This window comes from Allobosea sp. R86505 (assembly GCF_042466375.1).
Taxonomy (GTDB): domain Bacteria; phylum Pseudomonadota; class Alphaproteobacteria; order Rhizobiales; family Beijerinckiaceae; genus Allobosea.
Window position 1 is genome coordinate 540,729 of record NZ_JAXHPY010000001.1, and the last position, 17,928, is coordinate 558,656.

The window sequence follows — 17,928 nt, forward strand, 5'->3', positions numbered from 1 at the left end:
GTTTTGCGCGCGGCCTGGCAGTCGGTCAGGCAGAGCTCATCCGATGCGACCGGTCGGTACCGGGCTGGCTGGCCTTGGCGACGATCACCATCGCAGGTCGCAGCAATCGCCCGTTCAACGTCCAACCGGCGGTCAGTACATGGAGGATGGTGCCAGGCGCGGCGGTCGTGGAGTCCTGCTCCGACATCGCCTGCTGACGCTCGGGATCGAAGGCCGCGCCGACCGCGACATCCTCGCGTCTGACGCCATGTCGCGCCAGGACGGACAGGAAATTGCGTTCGATGCCCTCGAACCCCGTTCGCAGGCTGGCGAGGAGATCAGGCTCGCCCGTTCGCGACTGCGGCAGGCTTTCCAGGCCGCGATGCAGGTTCTCGACGCCTTCGACGACGTCGGTCGCAAACTTCTGCACGGCATATTGCCGGGCGTCATCGACATCGCGCTTCGCGCGCGATCTCACATTGGCGATCTCGGCCTCAGCCCGCATCCAGCGGTCGCGGAATTCGGCGACCGCAGACTGAGGGTCAGCGTCATCGGGCGCTTCGGCGTCCGGACCGGCCGAAGGAGTCGCTGTGTCGTCAGGCGAAGTCATGCGGTTGCGTGCCGAGCAAGCGGCCCGGTCCTCATTGCGAGTACGTCCTGCCGAGCGGCAGCACGTCAGATCAAGGAACCCGCGCAGACGACAACACGCCGACACACTCGGTCGTCAGCGTCATCGTCAACCGGATCGTGTGTCTCGTTGCGATGTCGAGCGAGATCATATGCTGTCGCAACACCCTGCGAGAGCATCGGAAAGTACTCACCGCAGATGATGGTCGCGAGACGTCTGCCGATCCCCGCTATCAATTCAGATGCGAACATCGAACCGGTCGAGCATCATGATCTTGTCCCAGACTCTCACGAAATCCCGGACAAATCGCGCATGTCCGCCGTCGCTCGCATAAACCTCGGCAACGGCGCGAAGTTGACTGTTGGAGCCGAAGATGAGGTCGCTGCGCGTCGCCGTGAAACGGGGTTCGCCGGTCTCTCGATCGTCGAGAGAAAAGCTCATCCCCTTCTCGTCGAGCTTCTTCCATTCAAAGTCCATGCTGGTCAGCACGGTGAAGAAGTCGGTGGTCAGCACGCCGACCGTGTCGGTGAAAATGCCATTGGCCGACCCGTCATAGTTCGAACCCATAGCCCTCATCCCCCCAACCAGCGCCACCCATTCCGGTGCGGTCAGGGTCAGCAACTGCGCCTTGTCCAGAAACAGCTCCTCGGGCGCCACATGTTGCGCGATCTCAGCGAGCTGCTCGTCAGCATAATTGCGGAACCCATCGACGACGGGTTTCAGCCAATCAAACATCTCGATGTCGGTGAGTTCCTGCGTCGTGTCGCGACGACCCGCTGTGAACGGCACCACGACATCGACACCGGCATCAGACGCAGCCTTCTCAACCGCCACGCAGCCGCCCATCACGATGAGGTCGGCCAGAGAGACCTCGGTGTTGTTGGTTCTGGTCTGGTTGAACCCGTCCCTTATGCGGCGCAGAGCAGCGACAATGGGCACGGTGCGCTGGTTGACCACCCAATCCTTCTGCGGTGCCAGGGCAAGGCGCCCTCCGTTGGCGCCGCCGCGCTTGTCACTGTCGCGGTAGGTGGCGGCGGACGAAAACGCCGTAAAGACCAGGTCAGAAACCGAGATGCCCGTCGCGATGATCAGCTGCTTCAGCGCCGCGACATCGTCCGGCGTGATCAGGTCGTGCTCGCGGGGCGGTATGGGATCCTGCCACATCAGGTCGCTTTCAGACCTCGTCTCAGGGCCGAGATACCGCTCCCGCGGACCCATGTCGCGATGGGTCAGCTTGTACCACGCCTTGGAAAAGGCCTGGGTTAGCGCATCGAAATCGAGCAAGAACTTCTCGCAGATCGCGCGATAGGCGGGATCTGTCTTGAGCGCGATGTCGCTGGTCATCATCATCAGCGGGTTCATCGCACCGGCCATATGCGCGTCAGGTGTCATGGGCGCGCCGAGATCGGTCGGCGTCCACTGCAGCGCGCCGGCTGGGCTCCTTGTCTGCTTCCATTCAAACTTGAGCAGGTTTTCCAGATAGCTGTTGTCCCATCGCGTGGGATCGGGCGTCCAACTCCCTTCGATGCCGTTGGTCATCGTATACTGGGCGAAGCCAGTGCCGTGCAGGTTTTGCCAGCCAAGGCCCATCGCTTCGATCGGTGCGATTTCGGGCGGCGGTCCGACTTCGGCGGCTGCGACCATGCCATGGCTTTTGCCGAAGGCGTGACCGCCGGCAATCAGCGCAACGGTCTCTTCGTCGTTCATGGCCATGCGCGTGAAGGTTATACGGATATCGCGGGCCGATCCCATGGGATCGCCTTTTCCGTAGGGGCCTTCGGGGTTGACGTAAATCAGCGCCTGATGGCTCGCGGATAACGGATTTTCCAGGTCGTAGTCAGGATCGCCATTCACGCCGCGCCAGCGCTTGTCACGCTGCACCATGCTGTCGGAGGACGCATGCTTTGGGTCCCAGATCTCGGGGCCCCAATAGGTGCTTGTATCGGCCTCCCACGCATCGCGTCGGCCGCCTGCGAACCCGTATGTCGGGAATCCCATGATCTCCAGGCTGCAATTCCCGGTCAGGATCATCAGATCGGCCCATGACAGCCCGTCGCCGTATTTCTGCTTGATCGGCCAGATCAGGCGACGTGACTTGTCGGTGTTGCCATTGTCCCACCAACTACTGATCGGCGCGAAACGCTGCAGTGCCTGTCCCGCACCGCCACGGCCGTCGGCGATCCGGTAGGTCCCAGAGGCGTGCCACGCCATACGGATCATCTGCGGCCCGTAATTGCCGTAGTCGGATGGCCACCATGCAACCGAGGACGTCAGGAATGATTTGATGTCGCGCTTGAGCGCCGCAAAGTCGATGGCGTTGAATGCACTCGCATAATCGAAATGGTCGCCGAGCGGATTGGTCCCCAGGCCATTCCGATGCAGGAGTTCGACCTTGAGCCGGTCAGGATACCAGTCCGAAAGACCTGGAGGCGTGCCCAATGCGCCTCCGATGCGATCGCCGCCGAACGGGCATTTTCCGGTCATATCGTGGCTTTGGGTGTTGGTTTTATCGTTCTGGATCTTGAGCACGACGAAGTCCTTTTCGACTGGATCCAAGCGCACTGAAGACGCCGGCGATCGCCTGCGGCGCTGCCCCGTCCCTCTAAAATTGAGCGAGACTTTTTGGGGGACGCTCAAGCGCGAATGCGGGTGAGGGGAGACGCGGATGGCCCACGGCGGGACGTTGGCGTCGGCGAGCGGCATCGCGAGACGATTGGATAAGCCTTCGCAGGCGTCAGTGAGCGGAAATTAGCCCGGCTTCGCGCAGGCTACGAGGCTCGGAAAATACCCATCGTTGCCGAAAGAACTCGGCTCGCAGTCACCCGGCGCAGATCGTCGATGAAGCTGGCTGCCTGACCTTCGCGATCACGATCGAGGCTCTCTGCCGCCGGCCCATCAGCGGTCATGACGAGCGCCGCGCCTTGCCGGCAAATGAAAATCTTTAACTGGTCGGGGAACGATGAAGTCCGGCAGGTCTACAGCGAACGCGCCATCGGCCCGAGGCCGCCCAATGCCCCAGTGAACCCATCACGTGTCGACAATAAGCGACCCATTGGCTCTGTCGCTGAGCGCGATGCAAATTGGTGAGACGGAGTCGTTCTGAGTACTTTCCGAGGCTTCTGAGAGGTTTCCTGGCCAGATACGTTCAAATCATAAACGCATATCCATTGGCGCTCTACTCATTGGAGCAAGCGGCGATACCACCTTGAGACAGGCAGGGTTTTCCGGTTTGCAAACAAGAACCTTCTGGTCCGGAGTGGTTGCATCGGGTGTGCTCGCGCTCGCAGGGTTCGGCGTCGATGCCCATCGCTCGGCCATGCCCGTGCGCGAAGCGGCGCAGCGCCCCCCAATGGATGCGACGACCGTCGAGCAGAGGCGCGTGCGGGCCGCGGCCGGTTCTTGCTCCATCTGCAATTGCCTGCTGGCAACGGGCTTCGGCACGATCAGCGCCTCCAACATCACCCCCGACCAAGAGACCGACGACGGCGCCGCCTCCAAGAATTCGACCGGTCTCTCGTCACGCGGTCGGTCTCCCTCTCGTTTTGATCGATGAAAGCAGCCCCCGTGATCGGATCTAAGCGAAACTGGGTCATCGCGGCGATCGTCGTGGCGCTTGCGGGCGGGGGGTATCTCGCATGGCAGGCGCTGAGGCCTGCAGATCTCCCCGACGGCTTCGCTAAGGGCAACGGCCGGATCGAGGCCGTCGAGATCGATATCGCGACGCGGGCCGCTGGTCGGATCAAAGACATCCTCGCCAGCGAAGGCGACTTCGTCACCGCCAGGCAGATCATCGCCGTGATGGACACCGAACAGCTTCAGGCCCAGCGCAGCGAGGCGGAGGCCGAGTTGCAGCGCGCCATCATCGGTATCGACACGGCCCGCAGCCTCGTGACGCAGCGCGAGGCCGAGCGAGAGAGCGCGCAGGCCGTCATCGCCCAGCGGGAAGCCGAATTTGATGCCGCCCGAAAGAAGCTGCACCGGTCCGAGCAGCTGTCGGAGCGCGGCAATGTGTCAGAACAGGTGCTGGACGATGATCGCGCACGCGCGCAGGGCGCGACCGCGACTGTCGGCGCCGCGAAGGCGCAGCGCGCAGCCTCCGACGCTGCCATCAGCTCGGCCCGATCGCAGGTCGTGGCCGCGCAGTCGAGCGTGGTCGCGGCACGCGCGACGGTCAGGCGCATCGAGGCCGATCTCGACGACAGCACCTTGAAGGCGCCACGCGAGGGGCGTGTCCAGTATCGCGTGGCACAGCCAGGCGAGGTGCTCTCCGCCGGCGGGCGGGTGCTCAACATGGTCGATCTCGGCGATGTCTACATGACCTTCTTCCTGCCGACGGCGCAGGCGGGACGCGTTGCGATCGGCTCCGAAGTCCGTCTGGTGCTGGATTCCGTCGCTGGCACCGTCATCCCGGCGACCGTGTCCTTCGTCGCCGACGTCGCACAGTTCACGCCCAAGACCGTGGAGACCACGGAGGAGCGGCAGAAGCTGATGTTCCGGATCAAGGCGCGGATCGCTCCCGAGCTTCTGGCCAAGCATGTCCGGCAGGTGAAGACCGGCCTGCCCGGCATGGCCTATGTCCGGCTCGATGCGAAGGCGGAATGGCCCGCCAAGCTGCAGGGCCCGCTCGCACGATGAGCGGGGTCCTGTCCGGCCAGGCGGTGCCGGGCCCCGCCGCACCGGTCGTGCGGCTCGAAGGGGTCGGCCTCTCCTATGGCGGCGTCCGGGCGCTGGACGGCATCAGCCTCGATCTGCCGTCGGGCTGCATGATCGGGCTGATCGGCCCCGACGGCGTCGGCAAGTCCAGCCTGCTGTCTCTGATCGCCGGGGCGCGCACGGTCCAGGACGGGCGCGTCGAGGTGCTCGGCGGCGACATCGCCGACAACGCTCACCGGACACGCGTCTGCCCGCGCATCGCCTACATGCCGCAAGGCCTCGGCAAGAACCTGTATCCCACCCTGTCGGTATTCGAGAACGTCGACTTCTTCGGACGGCTCTTCGGCCAGGATTCAGCCGAGCGCGCGCGACGCATCGGCGAGCTGCTGCAGAGCACCGGGCTCGCTCCTTTCGCCGACCGGCCGGCCGGCAAGCTTTCGGGCGGGATGAAGCAGAAGCTCGGGCTTTGCTGCGCGCTGATCCACGATCCAGACCTGCTGATCCTCGACGAGCCGACGACCGGCGTCGATCCGCGGTCGCGGCGCCAGTTCTGGGACATGATCGACGACATCAGGAAGGGTCGGGCCGGCATGAGCGTGCTGGTGGCGACCGCCTACATGGAGGAGGCAGCGCGCTTCGACTGGCTGATGGTGATGAATGCCGGGCATGTGCTGGCGACGGGCTCCCCCGCGCAACTGCTGGCGCAGACCTCAACCCCCACCCTCGACGACGCCTTCATCGCACTGCTGCCCGAAGAGCAGCGCAGCCGCCACCGCGCGGTCTCCATTCCGCAGCGCGACACCGGCAATGACACGGTCGTCGCCATCGCAGCGGCAGGCCTGACCAAGCGCTTCGGCGATTTCGTCGCCGTCGACAATGTCAATCTGAGCATTCCCAAAGGCGAGATCTTCGGCTTCCTCGGCTCGAATGGCTGCGGCAAGACCACCACGATGAAGATGCTGACCGGCCTGCTCGCGGCAAGCGAGGGGACTGCGAGCCTATTCGGCCGCCCGGTCGACCCGAAGGACATCGAGACGCGCCGGCGCGTCGGCTATATGAGCCAGGGCTTCTCGCTCTATGCGGAGCTGACGGTTCGTCAAAACCTGGCGCTCCATGCCCGTCTCTTCCAGATGCCGGAGGCGAACATCGCGCCGCGCATCGCCGACATGGCGCAGCGTTTCGATCTGGAACAGGTCCTGGACACGCTGCCCGACGCGCTGCCGCTCGGCATCCGCCAGCGCCTGTCGCTGGCGGTCGCGATGGTGCACGGGCCCGACATGCTGATCCTCGACGAGCCGACATCCGGCGTCGATCCGATCGCGCGCGACGCGCTCTGGCAGATCCTGGGCGATCTTTCGCGCAAGGACGGCGTCACCATCTTCATCTCGACCCATTTCATGAACGAGGCGGAGCGCTGCGACCGGATCTCACTGATGCACGCCGGCAAGATTCTGGTCAGCGACACGCCCGCCAACATCGTCGCCAAGCGCGGCAGCGCCAATCTGGAGGAGGCCTTCGTCGCCTATCTCGAAGATGCGATCGGCCACCCCGAAAGTTCGCCAGCGCCGCCCCCCGCCAAGGCGGCTGCGGCACCGGCCGCGCGCCATGACGGCGCAAGCCGCAGCGGCTTTGATCTCGGGCGCCTGCTTTGCTATACCCGGCGCGAAACCCTGGAACTGAGCCGCGACCCGATTCGTGCGACGCTGGCCCTGATCGGCAGCGTCCTCCTGATGTTCGTGATCGGCTACGGCATCAGCCTCGACGTCGAGGATCTTTCCTTCGCCGTCCTCGATCGCGACCAGACCGTGACGAGCCAGAACTATGTGCTCGACCTCGCAGGCTCGCGCTATTTCATCGAGCGCCCGCCGCTCGCCGATTACGACGAGCTCGACCGCCGCATGCGCGCCGGCGAGATCAGCCTCGCCATCGAAATCCCGCCGGGTTTCGGCCGTGACCTCGCGCATGGCCGGCAGGTCGAGATCGCGGCCTGGATCGACGGCGCCATGCCCAGCCGAGCCGAAACGGTCCGCGGCTATGTCCAGGGCATGCACGCGCACTGGCTGACGCAGAAGGCCCGGCAGTTGCTCGGCGAGAAGGCTGCGGCGCCAGCCTTCAACATCGAAACCCGCTTCCGCTACAATCCTGACATCCGCAGCCTGGTGGCGATGGTGCCGGCGGTCATCCCCCTGCTCTTGCTGCTCATTCCCGCCATGCTAGCGGCGCTGTCGGTCGTGCGCGAAAAGGAACTGGGTTCGATCGTCAACCTCTACGTCACGCCGGTGACCCGCGCCGAGTTCCTGATCGGCAAGCAGCTCCCCTATATCGCGCTGGCGATGCTGAACTTCCTGCTGCTCTGGCTGGCCGCGGTCTTCATCTTTCGCGTGCCCTTCACCGGCAGCTTCCCCGCCTACGCCGTGGCGGCGCTGCTCTTCGTCACCACGTCGACCGGCATGGGGCTGCTGATCTCGACGTTCATGAACAGCCAGATCGCCGCGATCTTCGGCACGGCCATCCTGACGATCACGCCGGCGACGCAGTACTCGGGGATGATCGACCCGGTCTCCTCGCTGCAGGGCGTCGGCGCCTTCATCGGGCAAATCTATCCGGCCACGCATTTCATCACCATCTCACGCGCGACCTTCTCCAAGGCGCTCGGCTTCGGGGATCTGACGGGCTCCTTCTGGCCTCTGCTGCTGGCGATCCCGGTCCTGCTGACGGCCAGCGCCCTGCTCCTCAAGAAGCAGGCGGACTAGATCATGCGCGCATCGAACATCGTGAATCTGGGCGTCAAGGAACTGCGCGGCCTGAAGCGCGACGCCATGCTGCTGCTGCTCATCGTCTACGCGTTCAGCCTCGCGATCTACACGGCCGCCCATGCGCTGCCAGAGACACTGAACAAGGCGCCGATCGCCATCGTCGACGAGGACCGCTCGCCGCTTTCGGCCCGCATCGGCGCCGCCTTCCAGCTTCCCTATTTCACGCGCCCGCAGCTGATCACTGCCGCCGAGATGGACCGGCGCATGGATGCCGGCATCGATACCTTCGCCCTCGATATCCCACCCGACTTCCAGCGCGATCTTCTCGCCGGACGCTCGCCGACGATCCAGCTCAATGTCGATGCGACGCGCATGACCCAGGCCTTCAGCGGCTCCGGCTACATCCAGACCATCGTCACGGCCGAGGTCTCCGAATTCAGCCAGCGTTACCGCGCCGCCACGACGGCCCCGGTCGCACTGGTCCTGCGGGCGCGCTTCAATCCCGAGCTGAACAAGGCCTGGTTCGGCGCGGTGATGAACCTCATCAACAGCATCACCATGCTGTCGATCGTGCTGACCGGCGCGGCCCTGATCCGCGAGCGCGAGCACGGCACGATCGAGCATCTTCTAGTCATGCCGATCACCCCCGCCGAGATCATGATCAGCAAGGTCTGGTCGATGGCGCTCGTCGTTCTCGTCGCCGCCGCGCTCTCGCTGGCCTTCGTCGTGCAGGGTCTGCTGCGCGTGCCGATCGAGGGCTCGGTGCCGCTCTTCCTGGCGGGGGCTGCGCTGCAGCTCTTCGCAACCACCTCGCTGGGTATCGTGCTCGCGACGCTGGCCGGCTCGATGCCGCAATTCGGGTTGCTGCTGATGCTGGTCCTGTTGCCGCTGCAGGTCCTTTCAGGAGGAATGACCCCTCGCGAGAGCATGCCGGAACTCGTGCAGACCATCATGCTCGCGGCGCCCAACACGCATTTCGTGATGCTGGCTCAGGCAATCCTCTATCGCGGAGCGGGTTTTGCCGTGGTCTGGCCCCAGTTCCTCGCGCTGGCCGCCATTGGCGCGGTGCTGTTCGTGTTCGCGCTGGGGCGGTTTCGGAAGTCGCTGAACTGAGTGGCTCCGGAGGGCGGCAGAGCGGCTCAGCGACCCGCCGCACATGATCGGTTCGCGGTAGCTTTCTGTCCTCAACCCTGGACGGCCGGCGCTGCAGTAGCCGATGGCAGCACTGGGTATTTTCCGAGCCTTCCGGCCCGCCACCGTCGGCGTCTACCGTCGCGAAGGTTCCCGCGGCCGGAAGGATGATCCTTCGCCGGCAGGGACACGGGAACGCCGGGCCCCGCCGGCATCTAAGGAAATGCAAATGACCTCCAAGCCCGAAGCCAAAGCCGGCAAGAAACTCCTGGGCATCGTCCATCCCGGCATGATGGGCGACGGCACCGAGGAGCAGAACCTCAGCGAGCGCGGCGATCCGGCAGCCCGTATCACGAAGGCCGAGGTCGACGCCGCGTTCTCCGAGACGGTCAAGCCCAAGCCTGGCGCGGTGCGCTGACGGGCGGAATGGTTGCCGTTCCGCGTAAGCGGCCCTGCGAGCGCCTCCCCACCAGTATGGGGAGGCGCTCGCAGGGCGGCGCCGTCATCAGATGGCGCCGACAGGGCGTCGCTCGACCCAGATGCTTCTTCGATGGAAAACACCATGACTGAATTGCCGGAACTGGGCATTGCGACCCGGAAGGTCTGTTTCATCCTGTCCAAGGCGCGACAATTCGATGCCAAGGAGGCTGTGACCGACCCCGCATCCGGCTCCAATGCCAGCGATGACGGCATGGTAGACGTCCTTGAGGACGACCGCAGCGACCCGGTCGAGCACGAGCTGAAGAGCTTCATCCACGATCTCGATATCGACGAGCAGGTGGATCTCGTCGCGCTGGCCTGGCTCGGCCGTGGCGACGGCGCGATCGGCGATTGGAGCACGCTCCAGTCCGATGCGCGATATGCCCACAACACCCGCACGGCGGCCTATCTGATGGGGTTGCCCCTGCTCTCCGACTATCTCGCGGAGGGCCTCTCGCTGTTTGGCGAGAGCTGCGAGGATTTCGACGCCGAGTGAGCGGCGACGCCCGCCGCGGCAGCCGTTAATGGGCGGCGGCGTCAGGGATTCGAAGATGGCAAGGGCGCTGACCCCGCCTGCGCATTCATGCGCAGGATTTCCTGCTCGACCAGCCTGTATTTCGTCGCCGAGACGGCGAGGCTCCTGGCCCAGTCGACCAGGTCGTTCCACGGATCGACGATCCGGCCCAAGGCTGAGACGAAGGTCACGACCGTGGCGATTTCGGTCTGTCCATGCACCACGAGCCAGCCGCCGAAACCCAGTATCGCGCCGATGCCGAGGGTGTAGGTGAAATTCATGAGGAAGTTCATCGTGGTCTTGAGCTTCAGCACGCCCATGTTCAGGTCGAAGACGAGATCGAACTTTGCCCGTTCATCGTGGCCAGCCGGCACGGTCTGCACCACCAAAATGTCGCGCCCCACCTGCCGCAGCAGAGTGATGCGCCTAGCGACGCGGCAGTTGATGGCGCTCTGCATCAGCGGCACAAAGGCAAGCTGCGGCGTCAGAACAGCAAGGCCGACGAGCGCCATCCAGGGCTGAAGATAGATTAGATAGGCAAAAACGGTGGCGAGGAAACCGCCTTCGAGGACCGGAACGCTGATGCTTGTCCCGACGAACCCGCCGAGATCGTCGCATTCCGCCAGGATCATCGAGAGACTGACGGCATCCGTCAGTCCATGCCGTGTTTCGTGGCCGATCCCCTTCAGCCGCTCGTCGATCACGAGCCGGAGCGTGCGAACCGCGCTCTCGGCCAGCCAGCCGCGGTAGATATTAGTCGCGAGTTTGATCAGGCCAAACGCGAGAACGACGCCCAGATAGGCTGTCGTGAGCAGCAGAATCGGGCGAAACGCGCTGCCCCTGACCGCCGCATCGACGATCCGGCGCTGGATTTCGAGTGGCGCGGCGCTCAGCGTGAAGACGGCGACCGAAAGCAAGGATAGTCGGAGCTGGTGCCAGCCGCTGCTGGCGAACACGAATGCCATCACGGTCTTGGGCAGGGTCGCTGCGTCGTCGAGCCGGCGCGAGGGGGCAGAAGGCCGTCGAAACATCGAAGCTCACCCAGCCAGCACTGCGGCAGCGCACGAACGGCCGCCTGCCGCTGCCCCTGACGCCCCGGTCTCCTGCCCCGAGATCCGCCCATCGACGACGTCGAGGATCCGGTCGCAGCGCTTCGCGAGTTCGAGGTTGTGCGTGACGATCAGGAACGTGGTCGAACGCTCCTTGTTGATGCGACGCATCAAGTCAAAGACAGCGTCGGCGGAGACGCTGTCGAGATTGCCCGTCGGCTCGTCGGCCAGCACCAGCGACGGGTTCATCGCCAGCGAGCGTGCGATCGCCACGCGCTGCTGCTGTCCGCCCGACATGTTGTTGGCCCGGTTGTCGCGCCAGCGGGTTAGCCCGACATCGTCCAGCAGGCCATAGGCGACGTCCTGCATGGCGTCGCTGCGCCGGCCGCGATCGACCAGCATCGGCATCATCACATTCTCGGCCGCCGTGAACGCCGAGATCAGATAGTGATATTGAAAGACGAAGCCGATGGCGTGGCCCCGCAGCGCGGTCAGCGCGGAATCGGGCAGGCCGGCCGTGTCCTGGCCGTTGATCGAGACGGTTCCCGATGTCGGCTGGTCGAGCAGGCCGATGATATTCAGGAGCGTGCTCTTGCCGGACCCCGAGGGCCCCATCAGCGCGACGAACTCGCCGGCGGCGAGCGTCAGGTCGATGCCGTGCAGGATTTCGGTCTCGACCTCCGTGCCGACATTGTAGGATTTGCGGATCTGTCGCAGTGCCAGCACGTCAGCCACGGATCGCCTCCACGGGGTCGAGACGAGCCGCCCGCAGCGCCGGCGCCATGCCGGCGGCGACCCCGGTGACGGTGGCGACAGCCGCAGCGGCGATGAACAGGCTCGGCTCCAGCAGCAGCGGGAAAAGTTCCGTGCCGTCGGCCTGCCGAGCCGCGCTGTGCCAGAGCACCAGCGCGCCGGCGCCGAGGCTGGAGCCGATCAGGGAGCCGATGAAGCCGAGCACGCCGCCCTGGATCAGGAAGACGCCCAGCACCTGAGCGCGCCTTGTCCCCATCGCCCGCAGGATGCCGATATCCTTCGAGCGCTGGATCACAGAGACGATCAGCACGGCGGCGATGCCGAAGGCGACGGAGAGGCCGACGAAGGAGCGGATCAGCGTGTTGGAGGATTGCTGCGCCCTGACCGCCGTGAAGAACTGGGCGTTGGTCTTGATCCAGCTGTCGGCCTGGACGGGTAGCGTAGCCGAGATGTCCTGCGCGATCGTCTCGGCGGCATAGATGTCGGTGACCGTGACATCCAGCGTCGTCACGCCGCCGATCAGCCTGAGCAAGCTTTGCGCCGTCCGCAGCGCGACGAAGGTGTTGCGCGAATTGGCGCCCTTGTTGCCGAGATCGAAGATGCCCCTGATGGTGAGGACCCGCGTTGCGCCGCTGGCCGTGCTCAGGTTGAGCTTGTCGCCGACCGTGGCGCCGAGGTCCTTGGCGAGTTCGGTCCCGACCAGGATGTCGTCGCTTTCGAGCTTTGACGTGCCGGCGACGATGTAGTCGGGGATCCGCACGATCTGGAAATAGAGGTCCGGCTCCATGCCGGTGAGCGTGATGCTGCGCGCCGCATCGCCCCGAATGGCCAGCGCCGAGCCGGACGCCGTGGGCGAGACCGTCACCACATCCGGGCGCGCCTTCATGGCGGTCCGCACCGTCTGCCACTGGTCGATCGAGAGGATGCGTTGCGACGGCCGCTGGACGATCGCGCCCTCGACCACGCCCGCCGCGCGCCGCAGCGGTCGGGCGACCTCATCGGGGGGAATAATCTGGATATGCGCCTGCGAGGTCAGGACGCGCTTGATGAAATTGGCCTGCAGGCCTGCCAGCATGGCCGACATGAAGACGATCACGCCGACGCCCATGGCGATGCCGGTGAGGATGAAAACGGTCTGCATGATCCCCTCGGTGAGGAAGCGCAGGCCGATCGTCCATTCGATCGGAAGCCAGTTCTTCACGACACCACCGGCCGGAGCCGCTGACCGGCGCGCATGCCCGAGGCCACCGGAACCAGCCGCTCGCCGGAGGCGACGCCGTCGAGGATCTCGATGCTATCGGCGGCGCGCAGGCCCAGGCGCACGGCCTGCACCCGGGCGCGCCCATCCCTGACGACGAGGACCCAAGGCTTGGCACTGAGCGGATCGCGAACGGTGCGGGCCGGCACGACCATCACGCCATTGCGGCGCTCGACCTGAATGTCGACCGAGACGGTCATGTCCTGCCGCAGATAGGCGGGCGGATTTTGGGTCGTCAGCTTGACCTCGACCGAGGCGCGGCTGATGTCGACCGACGGGTTGATATAGGACAGGGTCGCCGCAAAGCGCTGGTCGCCATAGGCGTCGGCCGAGGCGACAGCGCTTTGCCCGAGCTTGAGCAGGCCGACGTTCTTCTCGTCGATCTGCAGGACGAGCTGGACCGCCCCGGCCGGCGCCAGCACGAGCAGGGCCTTGCCGGGTGAGACGACCATGCCGCGCTCGACGCTGCGCGTGATCAGGACGCCGTCGCGCGGGGCTATGATGGTGGCATAGCCGAGCCGGGCCCGGGCCTCGGTCAGGGCCGCCTGGGCCTGGTCGCGCTGGGTCTGTGCCATCACGAAATCGGCGCCGCCGGCCTTTGCGGTGAAGACCTGCAACTCGGCCGTCCTGACCTGCGCGCGGGCGATGTCGAGGTCCTTGGTGGCGGCATCGAGCACGGCGCGCGTGCCGTAGCCAGAGGTCGCCAGACCCTCCGCGCGCTGGAAGGCGGCATCAGCATTGGCCAGTGTCGCCCTGGCCTGCTTCAGGGTCTGGCCGGCGGCCGGGAGTGTGAGTTCCTGCATCTGGCGCAGCCGGGCGTCTGCCTGCGCTGCGGTCGCCTGAGCCTGGACGACGGCGGCCTCCAGTTCACGCGGCGCCAGCGCGACGAGCGGCTGCCCGGCCGTGACGGACTGGCCTTCCTCCACAAGGACGTCGGCCACCGTCGCGGTGATCTGGCTGGCGATCTCGACCCGGAACGGCGTTTCGACATGGCCACTGGCGACGACAGTCTTGACGAGATCGGTTCGGACGACGGGATAGACCGCGACCTCCGGGCCATAGAACCAGCGCAGCCCCCCCAGCAGGACGGCGACGCCGACGAGAAGCGTCGCGACGATCGGCCATTTGCGGGACCACAGCCAGTGTCCGGCCTGCGAGAGCGAGGCGGTTGGCGGCGTCTTGATCACTGGTTGAGCGGCAGCGTCAGCCGGGTCGTGTCTTGCGCCTTGTGGGACGGGTTTCGGCGGGGGGCCGTCAGGGCCCTGGGCCCGCTCGGGTGCAGCTCCCGCCGTCGACGGGGCGACGACGCTTCGGGGTTCAGGAGGCAACGGCGGGCGCCTTGAGGCAGGGATAATCGGTGTAGCCTGCGGCTCCGCCGCCATAGAGGGTCGCGCGGTCGGGGAGGGCCAGCGGTGCCTGCGCGCGCAACCGCTCGACCAAGTCCGGGTTGGCGATGTACGGGCGACCGAAGGCGACGAGATCAGACCGGCCGCTTGCTACCGCGTCCTCCGCCATCATGCGATCATAGCCGTTGTTTGCCATGTAGGCGCCTTTGAAGAGGGCCCTGAGCTTGCCGATGTCGGCACCGGCCGGCAGGACACGCGAGCCGCCCGTCTCGCCCTCGACAAGATGCAGGTAGCCCAGGCCGAATTCGCTGGCGCGAGCAATCGCATGCGAGAAGGTTGCCATGGGGTCGCTGTCATGGGCCCCGTTGGCGCCTGAGAAGGGGCTGAAACGGACCCCGACGCGTAAAGCCGGCCAAACGCCAGTCAAAGCGTGAAGAACCTCGACCAGGAGGCGCGCGCGATTGTCGATCGATCCGCCATAGCGATCCTGCCGATGGTTCGATCCGTCGCGCAGGAACTGGTCGATCAGGTAGCCATTGGCGGCGTGAAGTTCGATGCCGTCGAAGCCGGCCGCCTTGGCGTTGACGGCGGCGGCCCGGTAATCGCTGACGATGCGGCCCATCTCGGCGGTTGCGAGCGCTCTTGGAAGGGAGGCCGGAACGAAGGCCATGCCGTCGAACACCTGCGTGTCCGCCGCCAAGGCGGACGGCGCGACTGGCGGCTGCCCGCCGGGCTGCAGAGACGTGTGAGACACGCGACCGACGTGCCAGATCTGTGCGAAAATCCGGCCGTCTTTCGCATGGACCGCGTCGGTTACCAGTCGCCATCCCTTCACTTGCGCGGCGTCGTAGATGCCGGGCGTTCCCGCATAGCCTTTGCCCTCGGGCGAGATCTGGGTTCCCTCGCTGATGAGCAGGCCCGCGCTCGCGCGCTGCGCATAGTAAGTCGCGTTCAACGGGCCGGGCACGTCGCCCGGCAGCGCGCGGTTGCGCGTCAGCGGCGCCATGACGATGCGGTTCGGGAGAGCGAGGTCGCCAAGCCGATAGGCGTCGAACAGGTCTGTCATGACGATTGGCCGCTCACTGCATTCGGTTCCCGGGTGGTCACTTCGCGGCGATGTCGGCGTCAGGCGTAGCGCTGCCTTGACGCCGATGGTTCATCGTTGGCTCAGGCGACCTGCGTCACCGGAAGCGCGCTTTCGGTCTGTTTGTGAATGTCGATGCGGCCCGGCTTGAAGGTGTCCAGAATGGCCTTCGCTCGCTGCACGTCCGCAGCGGCACCGCGCGCCAGGATCAGGAACTCATCGGCCTTCAACGCCGTCTCGTAGGTCACCACGCTGTCCTTGGGGATGCCGGCGCCATACAGCGCCGCGCCCAGCGCGCTGACGCCGCCAACGACCACGGCGCCCTCGATGGCGGCCACGACCATCGTTGCGAGATATCCCAGCACCACGACAGGGCCGATCACCGGGACGGTGATGAACACGCTTCCGGTGAGCCAGCCCCAGAGGCCGCCCCAGAGAGCGCCATTGGCGCCCCAGAACTTGATGCGATCGCCCATATTGTAGAAGCCGATGACCTTTTCATCAGTGTGGTAGCCCTTCCCGACGATGCTGAGATTGCCCATCGTAATGCCGGCTTCGGCCAGCTTCTTGACGGCCGCCTCGGCTGTCTTGTGGTCGGAGAAAACGGCGATGACGGAATCGTTCTGGCTCATGATGATGTCCTGACAATCGGTAAGGGAGGGTTGGCGCAAGGCGGCCGCTAGCCGCCCGGTGTTTCAGGCGATGAGGATGTTGTCCTCAACCTGCGTCACGCCGGGAGCCGACCAGGCGGTTCTCGCGGCCAGGTCGCGCTCGTAGAAGCTGTCGACTTCGCCCGACAGCGTGACCTTGCCGCCATCGGTGACGATGGTGATGTCCTCGGCGTCGATCATGGCGTTGCGGGTGAAGGCGGTCTTGATCTTGGCGCGGACATCCGAGGCCTGGACGCCCGGCTTGAGGGTGATGGCGTTGGTGACGCCGGTGACGCCCGGTAGCTTCCGGACATTCGCTTCCGCGGCGTCGCGCTGGTACTGCCAGAGCAACTCGCCGCTCAGCGTCACCCACCCCTTCTCGATCTTCACCCGGACCTTGTCGTGGGGAATGGACACATCCCATTCGAGCACGTTGAGCGCGCGCTTGGCGATGTCGTCATCGCCATTGCCGGTGTAGTAGTGCGACCGGACTTCGAGCTCTTGGGCCACGGCCTTCACGCCGGACAGGCGCTCGACGCTGCGCTCCGCACCCCATTTCTCCGAGTAGGTCTCCACATGTCCCGATAACGTCACCACGCCGTCGCGCGCGGTGACGCCGATATGTGCGGCGTTCACGCTCGGCTCCCAGGCGAGTTCATCGAGCACGGTCTGCTTCAGGGTCTCGTCCGTCATGGCCTGCTCCGGCGGTTGGGTATGGTCCTGCAGAGAAGATCTGCATCGGCCGAATGAGAGGCTTCACCGGCCCGGTCCGCCAGCGTCGGAATCTACGCAATCGGATGGCAGAGCTGCCTCTCGCGGGACGATGATTCCCGTTCTCAGGAGATGCCGATGGTGTTTTCGACCTGGGTGACGCCGGGGACAGACCATGTCGCGGTTTCGGCGACCGCGCGCTGATGAGGGCTGTGGACGGAACCGCCCAGGCGGATCTCGCCGCCATGGACCTTGACCGTGATGCGGTCCAGCGGATCGAGACCGCCGCGCGCGAAGGCCTGCGTCACGGAGGCCACCACATCATCGGGAAGCTGCCGCGGCTTCAAGCGGATCTGGTTCACCAGCTCCGTCACGCCCGCGATCCTGCGGATGGCGAACGCGGCCTCCTCGCGCTGATAGTGCCAGCCGACCTCGCCCGTCAGCGTGACGACCCCGTTCTCGACGGTGACGGTGATCAGGTCGTTGGGGATCGAGACATCGGACGCCAGGCAAAACAGGGCGCCGGCGGCGATCTTTTCGTCCGACTGCCGATCGCTTTCAGACAGCGAGACCGTCAACTCCTCGGCAATCCCCCGGACCCCGCGCACGGCGCGCGTGGCGCGGGTCGCCGCATCCTTCCCCCAGAAACTCGGCACATGCCCCAGCAAGGTCACGACGCCGTTATGGACGGTCACGCGGATCCCGGCCTCCGCGACATCGGGAGCAAAGGCCAACTCGTCCGTCACGCTTTTGAGGATGTCGCGATCTGTCAGCATGTCATGAGGTCCTTGCCGTCTCGTGGTCGCAGAACCCGGCGTTGCGCCGGGAGCCATGCGATCGGTTGTCTCGCGTGGTGAGGACGATCCACAAGCCTCGGCATTCCCTCATGCGCGGGGGATGCCGCTTCAGCGGCGGCACGGCCTGGGCGTCGGCCGA

At 65.4% G+C, this 17,928-nt stretch carries 16 protein-coding genes; 6 read left to right on the forward strand and 10 right to left on the reverse strand.

Going from position 1 to position 17,928, the window contains the following annotated elements:
* Positions 1-25: 25 nt before the first annotated feature.
* A complete protein-coding gene (locus tag SJY11_RS02625; RefSeq protein WP_376984905.1) occupies positions 26-694 on the reverse strand; it encodes a nucleotide exchange factor GrpE in 669 nt (222 codons plus the stop codon).
* 150 nt (positions 695-844) lie between these two features.
* Entirely contained in the window at positions 845-3,091 is a 2,247-nt protein-coding gene (gene katG, locus SJY11_RS02630; RefSeq protein WP_376989234.1) for a catalase/peroxidase HPI, read from the reverse strand.
* Positions 3,092-3,812: 721 nt separating this feature from the next.
* On the opposite strand from katG, the gene SJY11_RS02635 reads away from it, so the two are divergent.
* The 6 genes from SJY11_RS02635 to SJY11_RS02660 all read left to right on the forward strand — a co-directional run bounded on the left by SJY11_RS02635 (position 3,813) and on the right by SJY11_RS02660 (position 10,123).
* On the forward strand, positions 3,813-4,160 hold the full coding sequence (locus SJY11_RS02635; protein ID WP_376984906.1) for a hypothetical protein: 348 nt from the start codon (positions 3,813-3,815) through the stop codon (positions 4,158-4,160).
* Between the two features lie 11 nt (positions 4,161-4,171).
* A complete protein-coding gene (locus SJY11_RS02640; protein WP_376984907.1) occupies positions 4,172-5,242 on the forward strand; it encodes an HlyD family secretion protein in 1,071 nt (356 codons plus the stop codon).
* A complete protein-coding gene (gene rbbA, locus SJY11_RS02645) occupies positions 5,239-8,013 on the forward strand; it encodes a ribosome-associated ATPase/putative transporter RbbA (protein WP_376984908.1) in 2,775 nt (924 codons plus the stop codon). The genes SJY11_RS02640 and rbbA overlap by 4 nt, the downstream gene beginning before the upstream one ends.
* 3 nt (positions 8,014-8,016) lie before the next feature.
* Positions 8,017-9,129, forward strand: coding sequence for an ABC transporter permease (locus tag SJY11_RS02650; RefSeq protein ID WP_376984909.1), 1,113 nt, complete (start codon positions 8,017-8,019; stop codon positions 9,127-9,129).
* 247 nt (positions 9,130-9,376) lie between these two features.
* Entirely contained in the window at positions 9,377-9,565 is a 189-nt protein-coding gene (locus SJY11_RS02655; protein WP_376984910.1) for a hypothetical protein, read from the forward strand.
* A gap of 144 nt (positions 9,566-9,709) precedes the next feature.
* Complete coding sequence (locus SJY11_RS02660) at positions 9,710-10,123, forward strand: DUF3775 domain-containing protein (protein ID WP_376984911.1); 414 nt, start codon at positions 9,710-9,712, stop codon at positions 10,121-10,123.
* Between the two features lie 41 nt (positions 10,124-10,164).
* Here SJY11_RS02660 and SJY11_RS02665 read toward each other — a convergent pair whose 3' ends face one another.
* From SJY11_RS02665 to SJY11_RS02700, 8 genes are all read right to left on the reverse strand, one after another.
* Positions 10,165-11,106 (reverse strand): ABC transporter ATP-binding protein, encoded by a 942-nt coding sequence (locus tag SJY11_RS02665; RefSeq protein ID WP_376984912.1) that lies wholly within the window; start codon positions 11,104-11,106, stop codon positions 10,165-10,167.
* Positions 11,107-11,178: 72 nt separating this feature from the next.
* Positions 11,179-11,925, reverse strand: coding sequence for an ABC transporter ATP-binding protein (locus SJY11_RS02670; protein WP_376984913.1), 747 nt, complete (start codon positions 11,923-11,925; stop codon positions 11,179-11,181).
* The gene (locus tag SJY11_RS02675) at positions 11,918-13,144 is read right to left on the reverse strand and encodes an ABC transporter permease (protein WP_376984914.1); all 1,227 of its coding nucleotides are present in this window, start codon (positions 13,142-13,144) and stop codon (positions 11,918-11,920) included. The genes SJY11_RS02670 and SJY11_RS02675 overlap by 8 nt, the downstream gene beginning before the upstream one ends.
* Positions 13,141-14,388: an efflux RND transporter periplasmic adaptor subunit gene (locus SJY11_RS02680; protein ID WP_376984915.1), complete on the reverse strand. Its 1,248-nt coding sequence runs from the start codon at positions 14,386-14,388 to the stop codon at positions 13,141-13,143. Before SJY11_RS02680 ends, SJY11_RS02675 begins: the two co-directional genes overlap by 4 nt.
* 130 nt (positions 14,389-14,518) lie before the next feature.
* Complete coding sequence (locus SJY11_RS02685; RefSeq protein ID WP_376989235.1) at positions 14,519-15,619, reverse strand: alkene reductase; 1,101 nt, start codon at positions 15,617-15,619, stop codon at positions 14,519-14,521.
* Positions 15,620-15,714: 95 nt separating this feature from the next.
* Positions 15,715-16,263, reverse strand: coding sequence for a hypothetical protein (locus SJY11_RS02690; protein ID WP_376984916.1), 549 nt, complete (start codon positions 16,261-16,263; stop codon positions 15,715-15,717).
* A gap of 63 nt (positions 16,264-16,326) precedes the next feature.
* Positions 16,327-16,974, reverse strand: coding sequence for a BON domain-containing protein (locus SJY11_RS02695; protein ID WP_376984917.1), 648 nt, complete (start codon positions 16,972-16,974; stop codon positions 16,327-16,329).
* A gap of 143 nt (positions 16,975-17,117) precedes the next feature.
* Complete coding sequence (locus tag SJY11_RS02700; RefSeq protein WP_376984918.1) at positions 17,118-17,768, reverse strand: BON domain-containing protein; 651 nt, start codon at positions 17,766-17,768, stop codon at positions 17,118-17,120.
* Between the last annotated feature and the right edge of the window lie 160 nt (positions 17,769-17,928).